The 15,946-nt window shown below is 56.5% G+C and carries 10 protein-coding genes; 6 read left to right on the forward strand and 4 right to left on the reverse strand.

Annotation, left to right across the window (positions count from 1 at the left end; translation table 11 throughout):
• Complete coding sequence (locus NST43_RS32825; RefSeq protein WP_339221669.1) at positions 1-1,995, forward strand: hypothetical protein; 1,995 nt, start codon at positions 1-3, stop codon at positions 1,993-1,995.
• A 537-nt stretch (positions 1,996-2,532) separates the two neighbouring features.
• On the opposite strand, the gene hflX is transcribed toward NST43_RS32825, so the two are convergent.
• Positions 2,533-3,804, reverse strand: coding sequence for a GTPase HflX (hflX, locus tag NST43_RS32830; protein WP_209992819.1), 1,272 nt, complete (start codon positions 3,802-3,804; stop codon positions 2,533-2,535).
• A gap of 71 nt (positions 3,805-3,875) precedes the next feature.
• Here hflX and NST43_RS32835 point away from each other — a divergent pair, with 71 nt between their 5' ends.
• Both NST43_RS32835 and NST43_RS32840 read left to right on the forward strand, forming a co-directional pair.
• Complete coding sequence (locus tag NST43_RS32835; protein WP_209992820.1) at positions 3,876-4,109, forward strand: hypothetical protein; 234 nt, start codon at positions 3,876-3,878, stop codon at positions 4,107-4,109.
• 307 nt (positions 4,110-4,416) lie between these two features.
• Positions 4,417-5,211, forward strand: coding sequence for a hypothetical protein (locus tag NST43_RS32840; RefSeq protein ID WP_339221671.1), 795 nt, complete (start codon positions 4,417-4,419; stop codon positions 5,209-5,211).
• A gap of 114 nt (positions 5,212-5,325) precedes the next feature.
• Here NST43_RS32840 and NST43_RS32845 read toward each other — a convergent pair whose 3' ends face one another.
• Both NST43_RS32845 and NST43_RS32850 read right to left on the reverse strand, forming a co-directional pair.
• Entirely contained in the window at positions 5,326-8,367 is a 3,042-nt protein-coding gene (locus NST43_RS32845; protein ID WP_339221673.1) for a DEAD/DEAH box helicase, read from the reverse strand.
• Positions 8,364-10,001: an SWIM zinc finger family protein gene (locus tag NST43_RS32850; protein WP_339221675.1), complete on the reverse strand. Its 1,638-nt coding sequence runs from the start codon at positions 9,999-10,001 to the stop codon at positions 8,364-8,366. The genes NST43_RS32845 and NST43_RS32850 overlap by 4 nt, the downstream gene beginning before the upstream one ends.
• 185 nt (positions 10,002-10,186) lie before the next feature.
• On the opposite strand from NST43_RS32850, the gene NST43_RS32855 reads away from it, so the two are divergent.
• The 3 genes from NST43_RS32855 to kdgT all read left to right on the forward strand — a co-directional run bounded on the left by NST43_RS32855 (position 10,187) and on the right by kdgT (position 14,751).
• Positions 10,187-12,505, forward strand: coding sequence for a helix-turn-helix domain-containing protein (locus tag NST43_RS32855; protein WP_339221676.1), 2,319 nt, complete (start codon positions 10,187-10,189; stop codon positions 12,503-12,505).
• A gap of 182 nt (positions 12,506-12,687) precedes the next feature.
• Positions 12,688-13,704 carry a tripartite tricarboxylate transporter substrate binding protein gene (locus NST43_RS32860; protein WP_339221677.1) on the forward strand — a complete coding sequence of 339 codons (1,017 nt, stop codon included), beginning with the start codon at positions 12,688-12,690 and terminating at the stop codon, positions 13,702-13,704.
• A 42-nt stretch (positions 13,705-13,746) separates the two neighbouring features.
• On the forward strand, positions 13,747-14,751 hold the full coding sequence (gene kdgT, locus NST43_RS32865) for a 2-keto-3-deoxygluconate transporter (RefSeq protein WP_339221678.1): 1,005 nt from the start codon (positions 13,747-13,749) through the stop codon (positions 14,749-14,751).
• A 345-nt stretch (positions 14,752-15,096) separates the two neighbouring features.
• Here the strand turns inward: kdgT and NST43_RS32870 are convergent, their stop codons facing one another.
• Entirely contained in the window at positions 15,097-15,942 is an 846-nt protein-coding gene (locus tag NST43_RS32870; protein WP_339221679.1) for a copper amine oxidase N-terminal domain-containing protein, read from the reverse strand.
• Between the last annotated feature and the right edge of the window lie 4 nt (positions 15,943-15,946).

The following is a 15,946-nucleotide window of genomic DNA, read 5'->3' on the forward strand; positions in this document are numbered from 1 at the left end:
GTGAAGAATAACGCAGAAGCTGCGGGTGGAGGGCTGGATCAGCGGCAACGGCTGATTCATAAGCTGGCCGGGCTGGAATCCCGCTACGATTCGGCCATCTGCATGCTGCGCTCTCCGTTCAGCAGCCCGGGGTATCATACGACGCTGAAGCAGGCGGAGTTCATCCACTCCACCAGAGACTCGCTCAGCTATGCGCTTGGACTGCTCGACACGGAGCTGGCCCGTTATGAAGAGCGGGCATTCGATATTATCCGTCAGGTCATCTCCTTGCAGGATACGGAACCGGCGCATGACACCTTCGGCATCTGGTCCTGGTTCTATGAGGAGCCGCTGGACCAGATGGCTCCGCCGGACTGGAACTGGGCTGATTTCTGCGGCAGCCGTCTGGTGCAGGCCCTTTCGCGCCACGGCCACCGTTTCCCGTACGATCTGCGGGAAGCAGCCGTCTTGTCCATAGAGTGTGCCTGCGAAGCCATTATCCGGCGGAATGTTGGACCGGATTATACCAATATTGCGATTATTGGCGCGTTCGTGACCAGAATTGCCGGGGAGAAGCTGGGGCGAAAGGATTATGCGGACTATGGGCTGGAGCGGCTCAGGAGGCTGCATGCCCACACCCTGAAGCATGGGGCTTTTCAGGAATACAACAGCCCGGTCTACACCTACATTGCCATTCTGGAGCTGTCGAAGCTTCAGACCGAGACCTCGGACAGCAGGGTCAAGGCATGGACCGGGGAGCTGCTTGAGCTGACCTGGAGGACCGTGGCCGGGTATTATCACCCTGCCACGGCCCAGTGGTCCGGGCCGCATTCCCGCTGCTACGGAGTGCTGCTGGAAGACCAGAGCAAAGCGTTTCTGCAACTGGCGACAGGAGGAGCCGTGATGTTCTTCCCTTGGGAGGAGCTGCCCTACGAAGAGGAATGGTATAAGAGCGGCATCCATTGTCCCCCAGCCTATCTGGGTCGATTCAAGATTCCTGATACGAAGGAGGTAAGGCAGCGCTTGGAAGGGCAAGAGCAAGAGACTGGGAGGGGACAAGAACGGGGGCAGGGAGAAGGGAAAGGCCGGGTGTGGGAGCGGGGTCATGAACGGGAGCAGGGTCTGGGGCAGAATCAGAATCAGGGGCATGACGGCAAGTGGGCGGTCACTTATATGACTCCGCAGTGGAGCATGGGCTCCTTCACCCACAGTGACCTGTGGAACCAAAGACGGCCGCTGCTGATCTATGCAGATAATTACGGCCAGCCTGCCTATATCCGGCTCCGCTGCCTGCATGACGGCTATGACTATTGCTCCGCACGCTTCCAATCGCTGCAGGAGGAAGGCCATGTGCTGTTCGGGATCGACTTTATAACGGATGGCGGGGATACTCATCCGAATCTGGACCGGACCGGCGGTGTGATTGCGGCCTCAGACCTGCGGCTGCGGCTGGAGGTTGGCGGCGCTCTGGAGGGAGTTACAGCCGGATTAACAGAGGAAGGTGCGGTGATCAGCATCGGAGGAGTAGAGTTCGGCCTGACCACCTGGTTCGCGGCATTCAGCGGGCAAGTGGATGCAGGGAAGGGCCTGGCGTGGGAGGTTCATAAGGCAGACGGCCGGATGAATATTGATATGATTCTCTACGCCGGTCCGCAAAGGATACTCGATTTCACCTCCATGCAGCAGGCCGCGCTGGTGTTCTCTCTGGCGGCTGGAGAGGTTGGGGAATTGAGCTTTGCCTCGCTTCTGGAGCTGACGGATGAGGGCGGGCTGCGGGTTAGCAGCGGCGTAGAGCACGAAGAGGACAGAGCGCAGGGAGATGAAGGAGAGGAGGCGGCAGAGAGAGCGGAGAGAGCCAACGAATCGAATGAAGCGAATAATGCGAATGAAACGAATGCTGAGAAGGGAGAGCGGGCTGTAAAAGTCGTGAAAAGCGTAAAAAGCATGAAAGGCGGTTTCGTACTTAACCTGCGGCCCGCTCCGGGAGAGCTCCTGATATCACCGCTCAAAGGGTGAATGTATGCGGAAAACCGAACAAAATTTGCTGGTACAACGGCCGATGACAAAATGTATGTGAAAAACCGAATACAATGGGTGAGTGCGACGGCACATGAACCAAACGTATGCGAAAAACCGAATACAATAGGCTAGCGCACCGCACTTGGACCAAATGTATGTGAAAAACCGAATACAATCGATGCTGCTGCGATGAGGGATGGACCCCATGCTCCGCAGCCCGTAACATTTTAGAGAAATCCTGCAAAAAGTGCAGCAATATTGCCCAATAGAAGCAGCTTACTCTTATGCTGAAATCCTGCATGAAAGGCAACAAAGCCAGTGCTAACTTGCTCTTATCACCGGAATTCCTGCAAATGATGCAACAATGCGATCCATACAAGCGGGTCCGTGAGAGGAAACGCTAAGAATTGGCAAGAGATAGGCGGAGCACAGCCATGTAAGGAAAGAACACTTCAGAGCGTATGCGAAAACCGGCTACAACACAAGGAGCTGGCCCCGTAATGCGGGGACCAGCTCCTGTGACATTCAGTGATTTTATTGCGGCAGCTCTATAAAATCATCTCTGAACCGCTCGTAATCGGCGGCCCGGCATTCCAGCTTCAGGCGTGTGCCCTGCTCTTCGTAGCTCACGGACTGCACATCGGCATGTTCATTGAAGTAGGAGACAATGCTGCCCCGGTCGAACGGGACTAGAATCTCACACTGTACATAGTCGGTGAAGATGCAGCTGCGGATCAGAGTGACCAGCTCGGCGATCCCGCGGTTTTTCTTAGCAGACAGGGTTACAGAGTTCCCCTCCACCTGCGGGTAAGGCTCCTCCCTCAGATCGGCCTTGTTGTAGGCGTACAGGGTAGGAATTCCGTCAGCGCCCAGCGCCTTCAGGGTCTCGAACGTTACAGCCATATGCTGCTCATGCTGCGGATCGGCAATATCGACGACATGAATCAGCAAATCCGCTTCTGTTACCTCCTCCAGGGTCGAGCGGAACGCCTTTACCAGATGATGGGGCAGCTGGCTGACAAATCCTACGGTGTCGGTTAGCAGGAAGGTCTTGTGATCGGGCAGCGCAATGCTGCGCACCGAGGTCTCAAGCGTCGCGAACAGCATATCCTTGGCGAGCACGCCTTTGCCCGAACCGGGATGATAGGTCTCGACCAGGGTGTTCATTAAGCTGGACTTGCCGGTGTTGGTGTAGCCGACCAGACAGACCACAGGCACCTCGTTCTTATGCCGCTGCTTACGCTGGATCTGGCGCCGGGCGACCTGCGTCTGCAGCTCTAACTGCAATACGGAGATCCGCTCTTCAATCCGTCTGCGGTCCAGCTCCAGCTTGGTTTCCCCGGCCCCTCTATTCTTCAGACCGGCCCCGCCGCCCTGTCTGCCGAGAGACTCACGCAGGCCGCTCAGGCGGGGAAGCATATATTGCAGCTGTGCGACCTCTACCTGAAGCTGGGCTTCCTTGGTCTTCGCCCGCGAGGCGAAGATATTCAGAATCAGGATGGTCCGGTCAATGACCTGGCGGTCCAGTGATGACTCCAGATTGCGGATCTGGGAGGGTGACAGCTCATCATTGAAAATAACGATCGGTGCTTCGTGCTGGTCCATCAGCAGTGCCAGCTCCTGGATTTTGCCGGTCCCGATGTAATGCGACGGGTTCACCCGGCTGGATTTCTGGCTAAGCTCAGCCACGACCTCAATCTCGCAGGCGGCTGCCAGATTGCGCAGCTCCTCCATCGAATAAGCGAAGTTCGTGTCGTTCTGCAGCTGCATGCCGACGATAACGGCTTTCTGTTGTACGGGTTCCATATATAGATCAACCTCCATAGTGTAATTTGGGCATCAAAAAAGCACAGGCAGTCTGCCTGTGCTAACAGTAGGTGGAGGAACAACAGAATAAAGTCTGGTATAGCCCGCTGTGCGGGAGCAGCTATACGGCCATGCTTGCCATAGACACCATGAAGGTTCAAGCGGCAGGGGCGAAGGGCTCCGGCAACTTAAAAAGATATAGAGCTAATCCTCCCGGCAAACGCAGAGATCCTGGCGGAGCGGATACAGGCCCTAGTGGGCATAGTGTACTGGTTCCGGGTATCAGCGTACAGGTTGCGGATTAACAGGTGTATGCTATGGGTTACGTGTTATGGACAGACTTATCCTGAGTCCTCTGCACAAGGCAGAGCTTTCGCGCTATGGGAAAATAATTAGCCGCGCAAAGTGCGAATCCGGATATAGTCTATCACACGCAACCCTCCGTTCTAAAAAAGTTACATTGATTTTAGCACAGTCCTTGTCATCTGGCAACAATCTCCAGGGGCGGGAGCGTCAGTGGATTGACAACTGCCATGGTCTGAAAGCCGACCAGAAACTTCCAATTCCCTCTGCATATCCTATTGAACACAGCTCTAACGGAGGGTGATAACTATGCCTATACTGACAACCAATATGTTAACAAAGAACCTTACCCCGGGAGCAGGACTCATCAGTCAGGCAGTAGTGAAGGTAGTGAACAACGGGATAGCTCAGGGAACGGTCTATTTGACCGGTTACAACAATGATGTAAGTCCCTCAACGCTGTTCGCACAGGAGTTGTTTGAGTCGAACTATCGGGAAGTTGTGACCAAAACGTATAATATTACGCATAATTTTTTCCAATTCAATATTTCCTACTCCCAGGATCAGATCCGGGTCCGCATCTATCTGGTGGACAGCGGCGGAGTCTGGATTCCCGTTCCCCTGCAGCCCATGGCGCTTAGCCGGATTACCTCAGAGTTTCGTAACAATATCCCCGTAACGAGCAGCGACACCGCAGCCATCAGCTTCCGCAGAAGCACCACGATCGCCGTTCCTGAAGCAGTGGCCGCCGAGATCGTTCCAGACGGGCTGGAGATTCTGGCCTCTACCCCTATCCGCTATAAGGTGGTAGCCGGGGGGACGGTTAATGGAACTTTTGTGAATTACCCTACGCCTACTACGTCTATCCCCGTCACTGAAACAGCGCTGTTGGTGAATTATACCTGTACAACGGTCACAGGCGGACGGATGCTCACTCAAGGCATCGGCTCCGGCATATCCGGAGCGTACCAGAATGTAGCGGTGAATCTGCTGAATCAGCGGCTCGCCTACGATCTTCAGCAAGTACCGGTCACGCTGGTGGTCAGCTCGCTTGCCGGAGAGGACAATGTGGCGGCTACCTTCCGAATGTCAGAGCAATGGTGAAGACCGAAGGGTGAAGGATCAGTACTGCTGCGTTGGGTGGCCGGTAACAGACCAATGACAGACCTGTAGCATATAAAAGATAGCCGAAGCAGGGGGGATATCCGCAGCGGCGGGTTATCCCACCCATTCCCGGCGCAGCGTGAACAGATCCTTCAGCGCGTCCGTGGACAGCTCGGTGATCCAGCCCTCGGAGCCGGAGATGACGTCGTCGCTGAGCTGCTGCTTGCTCTCCAGCATCTCGTCAATCTTCTCCTCCAGCGTGCCGAGCGAGATGAACTTATGCACCTGTACATCCCGGGTCTGGCCCATGCGGTAGGCACGGTCAGTGGCCTGATTCTCCACCGCCGGATTCCACCAGCGGTCGAAATGGAACACATGGTTGGCGGCCGTCAGGTTGAGGCCGACCCCGCCCGCTTTGAGCGAGAGGATGAATACATTTGGCTGATCGGACGGCTGTGCTCCGGCGGCTGCATCTGCAGCGGCTTCGCCCGCGGGCAGTGCGGGAGCCTGGAACCGCTCAATCATACGGTCACGCGTGTTCTTCGGCGTGCTGCCGTTCAGGTACAGCACAGGTTCCTGAAGCTCCTGCTGAAGTACGGCCTGGAGCATTTTACCCATGCCTACATACTGGGTGAAGATTAGGCAGCGCTCGTTCTCCTCGCGCAGCTCGCGGACCATCGCCAGCAGCCGTTCCAGCTTAGCAGAGCGCTCGATCAAGGAGATGGTGTCCAGAGCGCTACCCGCTTCCGGCTCAGGCAGTGCCTCCTTGGTCAGCAGCATCGGATGGTCGCAGAGCTGCTTCAGGCTGGTCAAGGCGGCCAGAATGGCTCCCTTCCGTTCGATGCCCTCCAGCTTCTGCATCCGTTCAAGCAGGCTGTTCACGTTCTGGTCGTAGAGTGCTGCCTGCTCGGCCGTCAGGTTGATGTAGGTCTTCATCTCATTTTTATCCGGGAGATCAAGCTGAATGGCCGGGTCCTTCTTCTTGCGGCGCAGCATGAACGGCTTGACCAGCCGCTGCAAATCTGCGGTCCGCTCGGCATTGCGTTCCTTCTCAATGGCATTTGCGAACCGGTCCTGGAACCCCTTCGGGCTGCCCAGATAACCTGGCGTAATGAAATCGTAGATCGACCACAGCTCGGACAGCCTGTTCTCAATCGGCGTTCCGGTCAGGGCGATCCGGTGCAGGGCCGGGAAGCTGCGCACAGCAGCGGACTGCTTCGTTCCGGCGTTCTTGATATTCTGTGCCTCATCCAGGCATACGGTTGCCCAGGTGAACTGCTTCAGCAGCTCCTGGTCCAGTGAAGCAGTAGCGTAAGAGGTAAGCACGACATCCGCCTGCGAGGCCGCGCCGTAGAAATATCCGGCATCCAGCCGCCGGCTTCCATAATGCAGCATCACGTTCAGGGAAGGCGCGAAGCGCTGTAGTTCCTTCTGCCAGTTGCCCAGCACCGAGGTCGGGCAGATGATCAGCGAAGGCCAGCCTGCCGGTTCGGTCTGCCGCCGGGCCACGGGTGCGCCGGAAGCAGCCGCTTCCTCTTCCTGCTCCTTCAAATGGAGCAGGTAGGCGATCAGCTGCACCGTCTTGCCAAGCCCCATGTCATCGGCCAGGCAAGCGCCCAGCCCGAAGCGGCGGAGGAACACCAGCCAGGCGAAGCCCTCATGCTGGTAGCTTCGAAGCTCAGCGTGCAGAGCGGCCGGCACCTCCGGCTGCGGCCACTGGCTGCGCTGCCCCAGCTGGCCGATCAGCTTCACGAGATGGGCGTTCAGCTCGACCTCCAGCTGGACGCGGACCGCTTCTTCCTCGGCCCGCTGCGCTTCTGCTTCCTCTGAATCGCCGTCTGCACCGCTGCTTAGCAGGTGCAGCTGCAGCACATCCTGGAAGGACAAGCCGCGCGACTTGTCCATTCCGGCCATGGCCCGCTGAATCTGCGCCAGCAGCGCAGGGTCCAGCGGAATCCACTTGCCGCGGAACTGGACTAGGCGTTCTCCGCGGGCGACAAGGTCCGCGAACTCTGCCTCGGACAGGTCGGCGTCGCCGATGGAGATGCGCCAGTCGAAATCGACGAGCGCATCGAGGCCGAACAGCGACTGCCCGCGGCTGCCCTCAGCCGTGCCGGAGCTGATCTTCGCGCGCAGGCGCGGCTTCCTGCGGCTGGCGGCTTCCCACCACGCCGGCAGCAGCACCTGCCAGCCGGCCTCCAGCAGGAGCCGGCTGTCGGCCGTGAGGAACCGCCACGCGACCTCGTCGCTCAGCGGCTCTGCCAGCACATCGGCGCCGCGCCCGATGTGCTCCGGAAGGCTGTCACGCAGCCGTGACAGCCACCCGCCCGCGCGCTCGTGGACATGCTCTGTCCACGCTGCGGGCCAAGTGCCATGCGGCTCGCCGTCCCCGGTGAGCCGCAGCGGCACAAGCGCGGATTCGTCGCGCTTGTCCTGGAGGAGCAGCTGGAGCCGCCAGTGCGGCAGCTCATCGTCAGGCTCAAGCAGCTGCAGCACCGGCCGGAACGGCGCGGTGTCTGCCTTCCAGCCGATGGACATCAGCCAGCTGTCTTCGTCCATGCCGGCTGCGCTTCTCCCGCCTGCGCTGAACAGCAGCGGGAATTCACTGCGCAGATCACCGGCCTGCGCCTCGGTGCTGTAATGCCGCTGGAAGACCGCCGCCGAGAAGGCGGCCTGCAGCCCTTCGGCGAACCCGCTGCGCTCCTGAAGACGATGCAGCGCGGCGGCATCGTCCCAGTCGGCCTCGGCGGCTTCCGCCAGTGCTTGCTCTGCCCAGACCCAGCGGAGCTGGCCTTCACGGTAGGCTGCGAAGCTCGGGGCATACTGCCGGGCCTCCAGCACTCCGGCCAGCAGCGGGGCCAGCCGGGTTAACAGCTGGGCATCGCCCTGCCAGCTCCAGCCGACATGCTGAAGCAGCCGCAGGTCGGCAAAGAAGGGCAGGACCTGCTCGGCAGGCAGCACCACCAGCTCGACCTCATCGGCCTTCGAGGTGCTAAGCTCCGTGCCGTAGAAGGATTCCTCATGCCAGGCGAACAGCTTCTGCTTGAGCTGGACACCGGGCATATAATCATCCCGGTCATCCACGCCGTAGATCAGCGCATCGCCATACTGGGTGAGGGCGAGCTGAACGGTAATATTGCGCATCTTTATATTCATGGAATCAGTTTTCCTTTCCGCAGCTCCTCCTGAAGGGCGCGCAGGCGGCTATGCCTGTCTGTGAAGCCGTCCAGGAACACTTCCCAGCGTGCTTCGCGTTTCAGTTTTTTGTACAGCTTGGCGAGCCGCTTCAGCAGCTTCACGGCCGCTTTGTAGCTGTGCCGGTTCTTGTCCAGCACGAAACGCTCCACTGCCTGATGGTAGAACGGCAGGAGCAGCTCCGGTGCATTCTTCTCGATCGGCTGCAGGTCGCTCACCCGGAAGTCGGAAGGCTGATGGCCGGAGGAGATCTGCATATCCATCCATTCCTGCCATTTTCCGTAGGCGAGCAGCTGGACTTCATAGATCTCGCGTGACAGCGGCAGCATTCCCGACAGCGTATCCCACATCAGCGGCTCTTCTTCGGGCAGGTGACGCACAGCCTCATCCCAGTAGCCCGCATAATCCAGCAGATTGTACATTCGGCTGTTCAGCAGCGAGCCGAGCGCGGCCAGCCACAGGGTCAGACGTCTCCACTGACCGGCTTCGGCCAGCGGAGGCAGGAAGCTCATCAGCTCCTCCGGGTGCAGCCCGGGCCGTTCGGACGCTGTGTTCAGCTTCTCAATTGCGGCCGCATCCTCATGCAGCAGCGCATGCATCCGGCTCTCAGCCAGCAGCAGGGCATGGCGGGAGGAAGCGGCGCTTAGCTTTTCTCCGGCCTGTTGCAGCTCCTCCAGCTCCTTGGTGTACAGCTCCGGTCCGCTTAGATTCGGGGTAATCCAGTTGATCCATAGCAGGCTGTAACAAGCAGAGAAATAAGGCTGTTCTCTGGCACGGTCGCGCGTTTCGGTCAACATCTCGCTTCGCAGATAGGCAATCGTATCGTAGACTCTGGGCCACTCCTCAGGGGCTTCTGCCAGCGGCAGACCCCGCTTCATCATGTCTGTGATATGCTCTTGCAGCTCGGAAATCGCAATAGAGGTGTAGTAACCCACGGAATAACCAAGGGACAAGGGGCTCGCCATGAGGGAAGTCCCGCCAGGCCGGAGGATACTCTCCAGCACACAGAGATGAGCGTGTAACTTGAACAGTTGGGCAGCAGCGGGAGGCAGCTTGGGCTGTGCCCCGGTGATGGCGGCGAGCGCCCGGTCAGCATACTGCGGGTTACGCACCGTATGGGCAAGCGGCTCCACCAGCAGCGCCATGTATTCACGCCACTGCTGCACCGTAGCCTCAGGAATCTGCGCAGCTAGCTTCTTCAATGATTCCCCGCGCCGTCCCGGAACAGCGGACACCGCAGCGGAATGAAGCTTGGGCTGGTCGACCAGCGCCTTGGCGTTCGCGATGGAATGCACAGGCTTGTCCTGCTCCTCGGCGTATTCCATCAGCACAGCCGCCATATGCTTGCACATCCCGGATACAGGGCAGTCGCAATGGCTCTCCTGCAGATCGTCCAGGTCAATGGAGACCGCATAATCCTCCCGGCCTTCGACCAGCGCCATGATTCTGTGCGGCGTGACCACTCTGAAGGCCTGCACGCGCTGCTGCTTATAATATTGATATCCCCGTTTCAGGGTCAGATCATCGAAAGAATGGGCGACCTCCGAGATGAGCTTATCCCACCCGGCAGCATCCATGATATAGTTTGACTGCATCGCTATCGTTCTCCTGTAGCAGAATGGGTGAATCCGTCGTTCCATTATATCATTATTGTATAGCGTATCCCGGAAAAGTCTGAAATCCTAACAGGTATGATATGCCCCATATTGAAATATTAGGGGAACATGCTAATCTGAAATCTAAACCTATGAGCAACCGCTGGAAGGATGAAGCTTAAGCAATGCTGCGATTTAAAATGAAATACCTGCTGCACAACAAACAGAACCGTCTAATCCTGATGCTGACAGCCGGGGTATCCCTTCTGATTACTATGATTGGTCTATTCTCCTATAGAGAGTACCGTAATGCACTGGACACCGAGCTGAATACACCGAATATTGAACTGCTGCAGATTAATGTAGATGTTACGAACCGGGCCTTCCGGGAATCCGACAACAAGGCAGTGGATCTGTCCTTCCATCCCGCTGTGCTGAGCTATATCGATGCGTCTGAGGCGGATAACCGCGGCAGAGCCGTAGCGGCGCAGGAATACCTCAAGGCGCTGGCGACAGAGCCGGATGTACACGCGATCAGCGTGGTTAAGTTCAAGGGCCGGTCTGTGCTGTCCAGCCGCTACGGCTATGTTCCGTCCTGGGGGGAGGCGCCTGAGCATGAGTGGGAGTCCTGGATTGGGGGAATGAAGGAGAAGCCGCTTTTGATCAAAAGAAGGCTGTATACCGGCACCGGTTCCCTCTCCGGTGATACTGAGCTGTTATCGCTTGCCCGGCCGGTGGTGGTGAACGGCGAAGTGGCCGGTGCCGTGCTGATTGATCTGGATTACGATACGCTGTTCTCCAAAATGTACACCCATCTCTCCAGCTACCAACTCGTCTATAACCTGGAAGGAGAGCTGATCTACCCCAAGCTGAATCTTCCGTTCCCGCTGGCGGAGCTGGGGAAGGTGCTGGAGGACATCGATGTCAGTCCCTTTGCCCATGTCACCATCGGAGGCCAGGCCTATATGGCGAATCAGACCTTCTCCAATGTGACCGGCTGGCGCCTGCTCTCGCTCGTACCCATGGAGCAGCTGCTCAAAAATGTGAAGATTGCGCGCAATATGATGCTGATGCTGTCACTGATCTCCATCGCCGTAGGTCTCGCTGCCATGTATTATTACAATTTTGCCGCCTTCCGGCCGCTCAAACGGATTAACAAGCTGCTGCTTCCTGAGCAGAAGGCAGCCGGGCAGGGCGGACTGTACGATCTGGAGCCAGTCATCGGCAAGCTGGTCGGTGATTTCCGCAGTAAGTCGCTGGTGGCGGACTGGAGTCTCCCGGAGCTGCGCTCCAAATTCCTGCAGGACCTGATCACGCGGAGTATCGGCACACAGGAGACACAGACCCGGTTTGAGCACTACTTTACCGGCTGGGAGGAAGGGCCGTTCGAGCTGCTGGTCTTATCCATTGACCGGCATACCGAGTGGTCTGCGGGCTTTAAGGAAGAGGATCAAATGCTGCTCAAATACGCGATGATTAACATGGCCTATGAAATCTGCGAAGCTTCCTGGCGGACCGTGGTCGCTGCACCGCAGCAGAATAGTCTCGTCATCCTGTTACAGGCGGCAGGCGGAGAGGAGCAGGAGTTGTATGCAGATGCCCAGCGGCTGGCGGCTGCCATGCTCGATGTGCTGAAGATTCCGGTGTCCGTTGGCATCGGTGAACAAGCGGGCTCAATTACCCATATCGCCCAGTCCTACTTAGAGGCGCAGACTGCGCTCTCCTACCGGTTATATGAAGGGTATTCCCATGTACGGGTCTATTCCCGCGCAGAGAACAAATATGAAGAGAGCAGCGGGGCAGCAGATGAGCTATGGAAGCAGGAAATGCTGAACGCCCTGAGAGCATCCGATGCCGCCGCTGCACAGGATTGGGTCCGCAGAGGGATTGCCGAGACCCGCAAGCGGGGAATTCAGCCGCAAAAAGTATTCCGCTCGCTAAGTGACCTGCTGGAGGAGATTCTGCATATGGCGGCTGCCGGGGGATACCCGGTGCCTGCGGAGCTGGCTGACTACACCTGGCATCAGGTGACGACGATGGAGCTTAATGAGATTGAACAGATGCTGTGCAGCATAGCGGTTCAGCTATCGGACGCCTTCGGGGCGCACCGGCAATCGAAGGAGTTCCTGCTGGTTCAGAATCTTATAGAGTATATGAAGGAGAATCTGCAATTCAATATCGGGCTACCTAATATTGCCTCCCATGTGAACATGGGGGTATCCTCAGTGAGCACCATCTTCAAGGAAGAGACCGGAACTACGGTATATGACTATCTGACCAACTTGAGAATCAATAGAGCCTGCGAGCTGCTACAGGACAGCAGTCTGAGAATTGCCGAGATTGCCCAGCAGGTGGGTTATCAGAATGAGAACAGCTTCATCCGGGTCTTCCGCAAGATTAAATCGACCACACCCGGCAAGTTCAGGGAGAGCAGCAAATCTTCCAAGGAATATGCAGATCGGCCAAAACCGCGCCATTCCGGCGTTTCTGAGGATTCGGAATAAGATTATGCGATTGAAGGCATACCCCCGGTTGCGATAAAGTTCTATTTGAGAAAACTTTCACATCCTCCTATGGCAGGCTGCTGATACTCAAAGAAAACGGGGGTGAGGGCACGGGCGCAAGGCCAGTCATAGGCATCAAGCATCTGCAGGCTGCCCGATTACTTCTATATTAGAGAAGAGGGATGGATTTGAAACGATCGACTCAAATAGGACTCTGGACAGCGGCTGTAGCAGCTCTAATCCTGTTGATTCTTAGAATCGGGATTCCTGGGGGAGGCGGCCCGGGCCAGGAGACTGCCGGCACAGATTATCCCGGACGGCCAATCACACTGCTTGTGCCCTATGCCGCAGGAGGAGGAACGGACGCCACCGCGCGAGCGCTCGCCACCGCGACAGAGAAGGTGCTGGGCCAGCCGGTAATTGTGGTTAACCGCACCGGCGGCGGAGGCTCCGTAGGACTGATGGAAGGCGCGAATGCCAAGGGAGACGGCTATACCGTGACTTTTTTGCCGGCCGAGCTGACCATTCTTCCGCATCTGGGATTATTGCCGATTACCTATGAGAGATTCAAACCGATCGCTCAGACGAATTTTGATCCTTCCGCCATCACCGTAAGACAGGACGCGCCATGGCAGGACGTCAATGAATTTCTCGACTTTGCGAAAGCGCATCCAGAGGAATTGAAAATGGGAAACGCAGGAACGGGGAGCATTTGGCACTTGGCCGCCGTAACGTTAGAGCGGGAGACCGGTGTGAAGTTCGCGCATATTCCCTTTGAAGGTGCAGGGCCGGCCGTCTCCGCCTTAATGGACGGATTCGTGGATGCGGTACCAGTCAGTCCCGCCGAGGTGAAGAAGTATGTGGATGAAGGGAAGCTGCGGATATTGGCAGTCAATGCCGACAAGCGCTCAGAGGCGCTGCCGGATGTGCCGACCCTGGAAGAGCAGACCGGCATTCATGTGAACTTCACGGGAACATGGAGAGGACTGGCTGTGCCGAAGGATACGCCGGATGCGATTGCGGAGGTATTAGCCGGAGCATTTATCAAAGGGACCGAAGACAGGGAATTCCGCGAATATATGAACTCGAACGGGCTGGGGCTGCTGGTGAAGGACGGCAAAGCTTTTGCGAAGCAGCTCAAGGAGAGCGATGATCTGTTCGCCGCCATGATTCCCGAGCTTGGACTAAGCCGCAAGTAGAACATACACACTCATCACGAGTAAGAAGGGTAGGGTAATCATATGAAAATCAAAAAGACACTGGATCGGATTCCCGGCGGAATGATGCTAATTCCACTATTTCTGGGAGCGATCATTCACACTGCTTTTCCTGATGCAGGCGAATATTTCGGAGGGTTCACCAAAGGCCTGATGACGGGCACCGTGCCGATTCTGGCCGTATGGTTCTTCTGTATGGGGGCCGCGATCGATGTCAGAGCCACCGGAACCGTACTGCGCAAATCGGGCACGCTGGTATTGACCAAGATTGCCGTGGCCTGGGTTGTTGCCCTGATCGCTATTCAGTTCCTGCCTGAGGGCGGGGTGCAAACCGGCTTCTTCGCCGGACTATCGGTCCTCGCCATCATCTCCGCTATGGATATGACCAACGGCGGGTTGTACGCTTCCATTATGCAGCAATATGGGACCAAGGAAGAATCCGGTGCCTTCGTGCTGATGTCACTCGAATCCGGGCCGCTCGTAACCATGCTCATTCTGGGCAGTACCGGTGTGGCTGTATTTGAACCGCATCTCTTCGTCGGCGCTGTCCTGCCGTTCCTTGTCGGATTCATCCTGGGTAACCTGGATCATGATCTGCGTGCCTACTTCGGCAGAGCCACCCAGACGCTCATTCCCTTCTTCGGCTTCGCCCTGGGCAGCTCGATCGACCTTGGCGTAATCGTTGACACCGGCCTGCTCGGTATTCTGCTTGGCGTTGTCGTTATTATTATTACAGGCATCCCGCTGATCCTGGCCGACAAATTCATTGGACGCGGTAACGGGACTGCCGGACTGGCCGCCTCCAGTACAGCCGGTGCTGCGGTCGCCAACCCTATGCTGGTAGCGAACATGAAGCCCGAATTCCTGCCGGCCGCCCAGTCCGCTACAGCGCTGGTAGCCGCATCCGTGATTGTTACCTCCATTCTCGTCCCGGTCATCACCGCCTATTATTCCGACTACATGAAGAAAAAGAACCCTCCGGCCGCAGAGGGACCTATAGATGCTAAGGCTCAGAAGGCAGCGGGTTAAACATCAGATAACAACGTAATTAACACATATTAGAGCAATTGAATTCTATGTTACTTAGAACCTCGGGCCAGCGTTAGGGCTGCTCCGGGGACTTTTTTTAATCATCTAAATGAAGGAAGAGTAGATGGAGAAATCCTGCAAGAAGTGCAACAATACTGCCCCATAGAAGTGCCAGATGCTGAAATCCTGCAAGAAGTGCAACAATGGAATCCATACAAGCGGTTGGTGAGTGGACCCGTTAGGGTGATTTTGTTCTTAGTTCAACCAATCAAACGAATAAATACATAAAATTGATTTTATAGAAAACACCCTTTTCCCGGGAGCTAACTTTGGCATATAGGTTCCTTACTCCGGGATGGCCCGGATCAGATCCGTGTAAGAGAGGCCGGGGAATTTAAATGTTGTTACAGCGCCGTCGCTAAGCGTGTGATAACCGTTATACACACCGTTGTCGTAGCTAAAAGAATCCTGAAACAGATCGGAAATATACGCTGGCTGCACACCGCCGAACGTAGTTGCAGGATAACCGGGGATATCTGTCTCCGAAGCCTGCCATATGGCTGTTGCCGTTGTGCCTGTAATTTCAACCACAGTGGTTATTTCTCCATTGCTGTAGTCATAGCGGGTGGCGTCTTTTGAGGCAAAGGAATAGCTGTAGTATTGGGACTCATCACTTTGTATACTTGTACCAGGCTTGAAGGAGTAGCGAACCGGCAACGAAATGGCCGCCAGGCGCGCCTGCTTCAGATCTGCTGAATGGATGGCCTGGGCATCAGGAGTGAAATTCTGGGATTGAATGAAGATGATCTCCCTTATCTTTTCATAGTACACACTGTATCCAAATGCCTCACTGACGAACTTTGCGGGAACCATGATTCGTCCGTTGTAATTATTGGCTTCACTATCCATTTGTACAGGTGCGCCATTCTTGTAAGCCATAGATTGTCCCTGTGTCATTTCGAATTGGTCATTGGAGGAATTTGTGACCGTTACCATATGGCGGATAGCGTCCCAGGAATAGTGGAGCCCCAGGGAAGCAAGCGTGCGGATGGGAATCATCGTTCGGCCAGATTGTATAAAAGGACTGCTGTCGGCGGAGATAAAAGCACCGTTGATGTTAACTTGTATGGGTCTAAGCGTGGAACGGGCAGGGCTGGTAGCAGGAGCGGCCGCAATAACATTGGGAAGCATAAGC

Source organism: Paenibacillus sp. FSL H8-0332, assembly GCF_037963835.1.
GTDB classification, from domain to species: domain Bacteria; phylum Bacillota; class Bacilli; order Paenibacillales; family Paenibacillaceae; genus Paenibacillus_AQ; species Paenibacillus_AQ rhizoplanae.

Coding starts and splice junctions, on each gene's coding strand:
- NST43_RS32845 (WP_339221673.1), bottom strand. CDS start 8,367: ATGAATATAAAGATGCGCAATATTACCGTTCAGCTCGCCCTCACCCAG.
- NST43_RS32840 (WP_339221671.1), top strand. CDS start 4,417: ATGCCTATACTGACAACCAATATGTTAACAAAGAACCTTACCCCGGGA.
- NST43_RS32860 (WP_339221677.1), top strand. CDS start 12,688: ATGGATTTGAAACGATCGACTCAAATAGGACTCTGGACAGCGGCTGTA.
- kdgT (WP_339221678.1), top strand. CDS start 13,747: ATGAAAATCAAAAAGACACTGGATCGGATTCCCGGCGGAATGATGCTA.
- NST43_RS32855 (WP_339221676.1), top strand. CDS start 10,187: ATGCTGCGATTTAAAATGAAATACCTGCTGCACAACAAACAGAACCGT.
- hflX (WP_209992819.1), bottom strand. CDS start 3,804: ATGGAACCCGTACAACAGAAAGCCGTTATCGTCGGCATGCAGCTGCAG.
- NST43_RS32870 (WP_339221679.1), bottom strand. CDS start 15,942: ATGCTTCCCAATGTTATTGCGGCCGCTCCTGCTACCAGCCCTGCCCGT.
- NST43_RS32850 (WP_339221675.1), bottom strand. CDS start 10,001: ATGCAGTCAAACTATATCATGGATGCTGCCGGGTGGGATAAGCTCATC.